The organism is Segeticoccus sp., from assembly GCF_035708005.1.
In genome coordinates this window covers 1-5,264 of the sequence record NZ_DASSTI010000161.1, presented here as the reverse complement: position 1 = coordinate 5,264, position 5,264 = coordinate 1, and the positions used below count along the sequence as shown (strand labels likewise).

General features: G+C 72.2%; 5 protein-coding genes. 3 read left to right on the top strand and 2 right to left on the bottom strand.

Annotated features, from left to right (window positions below; all coding sequences use genetic code 11):
• A partial coding sequence (locus tag VFL99_RS15610) for an oxidoreductase (protein WP_325107279.1) occupies window positions 1-1,964 on the bottom strand: 1,964 nt, incomplete at its 3' end.
• Window positions 1,965-2,115: 151 nt separating this feature from the next.
• On the opposite strand from VFL99_RS15610, the gene VFL99_RS15605 reads away from it, so the two are divergent.
• The 3 genes from VFL99_RS15605 to VFL99_RS15595 are packed head-to-tail and all read left to right on the top strand — an operon-like array spanning window position 2,116 to window position 4,551.
• On the top strand, window positions 2,116-2,844 hold the full coding sequence (locus tag VFL99_RS15605; protein ID WP_325107278.1) for a GntR family transcriptional regulator: 729 nt from the start codon (window positions 2,116-2,118) through the stop codon (window positions 2,842-2,844).
• Window positions 2,841-4,097 (top strand): aconitase X catalytic domain-containing protein, encoded by a 1,257-nt coding sequence (locus tag VFL99_RS15600; protein WP_325107277.1) that lies wholly within the window; start codon window positions 2,841-2,843, stop codon window positions 4,095-4,097. Before VFL99_RS15605 ends, VFL99_RS15600 begins: the two co-directional genes overlap by 4 nt.
• Complete coding sequence (locus VFL99_RS15595) at window positions 4,090-4,551, top strand: aconitase X swivel domain-containing protein (protein ID WP_325107276.1); 462 nt, start codon at window positions 4,090-4,092, stop codon at window positions 4,549-4,551. The genes VFL99_RS15600 and VFL99_RS15595 overlap by 8 nt, the downstream gene beginning before the upstream one ends.
• Before the next feature lie 71 nt (window positions 4,552-4,622).
• On the opposite strand, the gene VFL99_RS15590 is transcribed toward VFL99_RS15595, so the two are convergent.
• A partial coding sequence (locus VFL99_RS15590) for a hypothetical protein (RefSeq protein WP_325107275.1) occupies window positions 4,623-5,264 on the bottom strand: 642 nt, incomplete at its 5' end.

The following is a 5,264-nucleotide window of genomic DNA, read 5'->3' as shown; positions in this document are numbered from 1 at the left end:
AAGAGCCGGAAGCTGCCGTCGGGGTGGGGGGACAGCTCCTGCGGCCGGCCCGCCAACAGCGCTTGGTAGTCGACCTGCCCGAGGTTGCGGGAGGCCGGCTTGAGCGCGAAGTACAGGTCGTCGTTGGGGACGGTGCCGTGGTCGACGACGACGTGGTCGACCTGCAGCGTCTCGGTCATGTCCGAGTACTCCTTGGTCAGCAGCGCCACGACACCGGCGCCCGGCCCGAGGGCCTTGACCTCGGTGACGCGCCGCGCCAGGGCGACGCTCACGTCATACTTCTCGATGGTGGCGAGGTAGGCCGGGGAGTTCATCGAGCCGACCTCGACCCCGACCGTGCGCTCGGGCGTGACGTAGTGCACGGTCGCGCCGTGGGTGGCGAGGTGCTCGACCGCGTCGAGCGCCGGGTAGCCGCCCGCGTCGTCGTAGACGAGCACGCTGCCGGTCGTCTTCAGCCCGCCGGTCATCACGTCCCACACGTCGTGCACGAGGTCGTGGCCGACCGGCACGCAGGTGGAGTTCGGCATCCCGCCGGTGGCGACGATCACCACGTCCGGCGCCAACGCCAGCACGTCTGAGTCCTCGGCAAGCGTGTTGAACGAGAACGACGCTCCCAACCGGCGTGCCTCGGCGAGGCGCCAGTCGACGATGCCGATCAGGTCGCGCCGCCGCTCGGAGTGCGCCGCGATCGCGACCTGCCCGCCGTGCTTGGAGTTCGCCTCCAGCACCGTGACCCGGTGCCCCCGTGAGGCGCTCACCCGCGCTGCCTCGAGCCCGGCCGGCCCGGCGCCGACGACCACGACGTGCAAGCGCTCATCCGCCGAATCGCCCAGCACGTGGGGGAGTTCGGCCTCACGCCCCACTGCCGGGTTGTGGATGCACTTGGCGCTGCCGGAGTCGTAGATCGCGTCCAGGCAGTAGCTCGCGCCCACGCACGGCCGGATCTCGTCCTCCTTGCCGGCCTCCAGCTTGCGCACGAGGTAGGGGTCGGCGATCTGCGCGCGCGTCATCCCGATGAGGTCCACGTAACCCTCGCGCACGGCATACCGCGCGGTGGGGACGTCGGCGATCCGGGCCGCGTGCATGACCGGGATGGCGACGCTCTCGCGCACCTGCTTGCACAGGTCCAGGAACGGCGCCGACGGCGTGCCCATCCCCGGAATCGTCTCGGCCAGCGCCTTGTCCGACTCGATCGTGCCGTGGATGACGCTGACGAACGTCACGCCCTCCTGCGCGTATGCCCGCAGGGCCGGGATGGTCTCGGCGGGCCGCAGCCCGTCCGGTCGCCCCTCGTCCATCGCCATCCGTATGCCGACCTGGAAGTCGCTGCCCACGCTCGCCTTGACGGCCCGGACGATCCGCAGGCCGACCTCCAGCCGGGCGGCCAGGTCGCCATTGAACTCGTCGTCGCGGTCGTTCAGCCACGGCGACAGGAAGCTGTCCATGAAGTGGCCGTAGTGCTGCAGCTCGATCCCGTCCAGGCCACCGGCCTCGGCACGCGCGGCCGCGTCGGCATACTGCGCGACGATCCGGTCGATGTCCCAGTCCTCGGCGACCTTGGGGAAGGCGCGGTGCTGCGGCTCGCGCATCCCGGAGGCGGAGACGACCGGCAGCCAGTCGCCGGTGTAGTTGCTGGTGCGCCGGCCCAGGTGGGTGAGCTGGATCATCACGGCGGCGCCGGCCTCGTGCACGTCGTCGGACAGGTGCCGCAGCCAGGGGACGACCTCGTCGCGGTACATCTCCAGGTTGCCGAACACCGGCGGGGAGTCGGGGCCGACCACCGCGGACCCGCCGATCATGGTGAGGCCGACGCCGCCGCGGGACTTCTCCAGGTGGTAGAGGCGGTAGCGGTCCTTGGGCATCCCGTCCTCACCGAAGGCGGGCTCGTGGGAGGTGCTGACGACCCGGTTGCGCAGGTGCAGCCTGCCGAGGTCGAAGGGGTCGAGGAGGGGGTCGAAGGCCATGGCCGTCCTTCCCGGGGAGGAACGTGGCGGGACGGGTGATCGGTGATCGATTACCGTCTACGATGCGCGCTAGTCTGTGCCCGCGGGATGGCCCTGTCAATGGGTCGGCGCGATGGGCGACGGCCACAGCACCGGCCCGGAAGGGAGCCAGATGAGCATCCAGAGCCCTCACGTCAGTTCCGAGACCGCGATCATCCGGCCCGCGCCGCTGCGTGAGCAGGCGCAGGCGATCATCCGCGAGGCCATCGTCTCCGGCGAGATCGGACCGGAGTCGATCTACTCCGCGACCGCGCTGGCCAAGCAGCTCGGCATCTCGGTCAGCCCGGTGCGCGAGGCGATGATGGCGCTGGTCAACGAGGGGGTCCTGGAGCCGGTGCGCAACCGCGGGTTCCGGCTGGTGCCGCGGACCGAGGAGGAGCTCGACGAGCTGGCCGACATCCGACGCCTGCTGGAGGTCCCCGCGATCATCCGGCTGGCCGCCGTGGACGTGGCCGACCTGCGCGCGCCGGCCGAGGCGGAGATGGCCGAGGCGCGCCGGGCTGCCGAGGACGGCCGGATCCGGGACTTCCTCATCCACGAGCGGCGCGTCCACGAACTGTTCCTCATCCGCGGCGGCGGGGAGCGCCTGGCGAAGCTCGCGCTCGGCCTGCGTGACCAGGAGCGCCTCGGCGCCGTCGCCGAGCTGCCGCCGGAGGCCCTGGTGGGGATGGTCGACGAGCTCGAGCGCGTGCTCGCCGCCGCCGAGGCCGGCGACACCGACCTGGTCCGGGCCGAGATCAGCTCCCACCTCGACCACGTCCGCGCCGACCTCGCCGAGACCCGGCGCGAGCCCGAGGGCGCCCGGCTGGAGCCACTCATCGAACCCTTGGGCGAGACGTGACCCTGGAGCTCACCCGCACCGAGCAGGAGATGCTGGACGGCGGGCAGGGGCCGGCCGTCGCCATGGCGATGCGGATCGTGGTCGGCCTCGCACGGGTGCGGGGCGCCGAGCGTCTGCTGGACGTGACGCAGGCGCACATCGACTCCTGCCTCTACCACGGGCGGGCCGGACTCGACTTCGTCCACCGCCTGCTCGACCTCGGCGGCCGGGTCGCCGTGCCGACCACGCTCAACGTCGGCTCCCTGGACCTGGTCCACCCGGGCCTCATCCGGGACGACGCCGAGCGCTATCCCGACATCAAGACCGCCGGGCGCGAGCTCATGCAGGCCTACCTCGCGATCGGCGCGCGCCCGACCTTCACCTGCGCGCCCTACCAGGTCGACGCCCGGCCCGCGGTCGGCGAGCACGTCGCCTGGGCCGAGTCCAACGCCATCGTCTTCGCCAACTCCGTGCTCGGCGCCCGGACCGACCGCTACGGCGACTTCCTCGACATCTGCGCCGCGGTCACCGGCAAGGCACCCGCCGCGGGGCTGCACCTGGACACGAATCGCCGCGCCCAGCTGGTCGTCGACGTTCGCGCGGTGCCGCCGCGGTGGTTCGCCTCCGAGCTCGGCTATGCCCTGGTTGGCTACCTCGTCGGGCTGCGCAGCGGCGACCAGGTCCCCGCAGTGGTCGGGCTGCCCGGCGACGCGTCCGAGGACCAGCTCAAGACCCTCGGCTCGACGGCTGCCTCCTCCGGATCCGTCGCCCTCTTCCACGCCGTCGGGCGCACTCCCGAGGCGCCCACGCTGGCAGCCGTCGCCGATCCGGGCATACCGGCTGTCGTCCTGACCGAAGAGGACCTGCGCGCGGCGCGGCGCGACCTGTGCACCGCGCGCACCGACGCCCTCGACGTGGTCAGCCTCGGCACGCCGCACGCCTCGCTCGCCGAGGTGCGCGCGCTCGCGGAGGCGCTCGCCGGCAAGCGCGTCGCCGACGGCTGCCGGCTCTACCTCTCCACCGGGCGCGGGGTGCACCGGCTGGCCGAGCAGGCGGGGTATGTCCGCCAGATCGAAGCCGCCGGAGGCGTTTTCGTCCTCGATACCTGCACCTACGTCACGTCGATCCTGCCCGCGGGCACGCGCACCGCGATGACGAACTCCGGCAAGTGGGCGCACTACGCGCCGGCGAACCTCGGCATCGACGTAACCCTCGGCTCACTCGCGGAGTGCGTGCGCTCGGCCGTGGCCGGACGGATGGTGCTCGATGAGTGAGGCGGCCAAGTCGGTCGGTGAGACCCCCGGCACGGTCGAGCTTGCCGGTGAGGCGGTGAGCGGACGGATCCTGTGTGCAGGCAAGGCAACCGGCCCGGTGCTCGCGCTCACGCTGCCGCTGTCGTTCTGGGGCGGCGTGGACCACCACGGCCGCATCGTCGACGCCCACCACCCGCAGCTCGGCCACTCGGTCACCGGCGCGGTCCTGGCGATGGCCTCCGGGCGCGGATCGTCCTCCTCCTCCAGCGTGCTCGCCGAGCTCATCCGCGCCGGCGCCGCGCCCGCCGCGATCGTCCTCACCCAGCCCGACGCGATCATCACCCTGGGTGCCCTCGCCGCCGCCGAGCTGTATGCCGTGCACGTCCCCGTCGTGCAGGTCGCCCCCGCCGCCCTGGACCTGTTCCGCCTGGCCGGGCGCTCAGGCCAGGCCGTGGCCGTGACCGCACTGGGCTGACGCAGGGGCTGACTCAGGACTCACTCGGCGCCGCCCTCCCGAACAGCCCCGGCGTCACGAACAGCTCGGCGTCATGACCAGGCCTTCGCGAATCCCCCGAGGACCAGCATGAGGAAGAAGGCCCAGCCGCCGGTGAGCACGCGGTGGGGCATCCGCGGCGCGGGCAGCGGTGGTGTAGGACCGCCGAGCAGGGCGAAGGCCACCGTGCCCAGCGGGTTGACCATCACCCAGAACCACGCCCAACGGGTCGCCCGCCACGGAGTGGGCCCGTGGATCAGCATGATGACGCCGAGCACCTGCAAGCCCAGCCCGGCCAGCCCGAGCCAGTGCGGAATCGACCAGCCGAACAGGGTGCTCGAGGACCAGTCGCTCCGGACTCGCGTGACGCGCAGGCCGGGCTGCAGCGCTCGCAGTGGGGTCACGGCGTCGCGACTGTTCAGCAGTCGCGTGGCGGAGTGGTCGCAGTCGTACCCCTCACCGGAGCTCTGGATCACGACCTCGGTGCGCCGGGGGAGCGCGCCGTTGCGCCAGTGGAGCTGTTGCGTCGAACACCCGGTGGACCCTGTCCCGATGCCGTCTGTCGCCCAGACCTGTCTCACCTGACCAGCGGCGACGGCCTGCCGCAGGTCCCCGAAGTCCGTCAGTCGCTCGCCAAAGAGCGCTCCCAGCGGCACTATCAGCAGGCAGCTGACGAGGAGCAGCCACCGCAACCG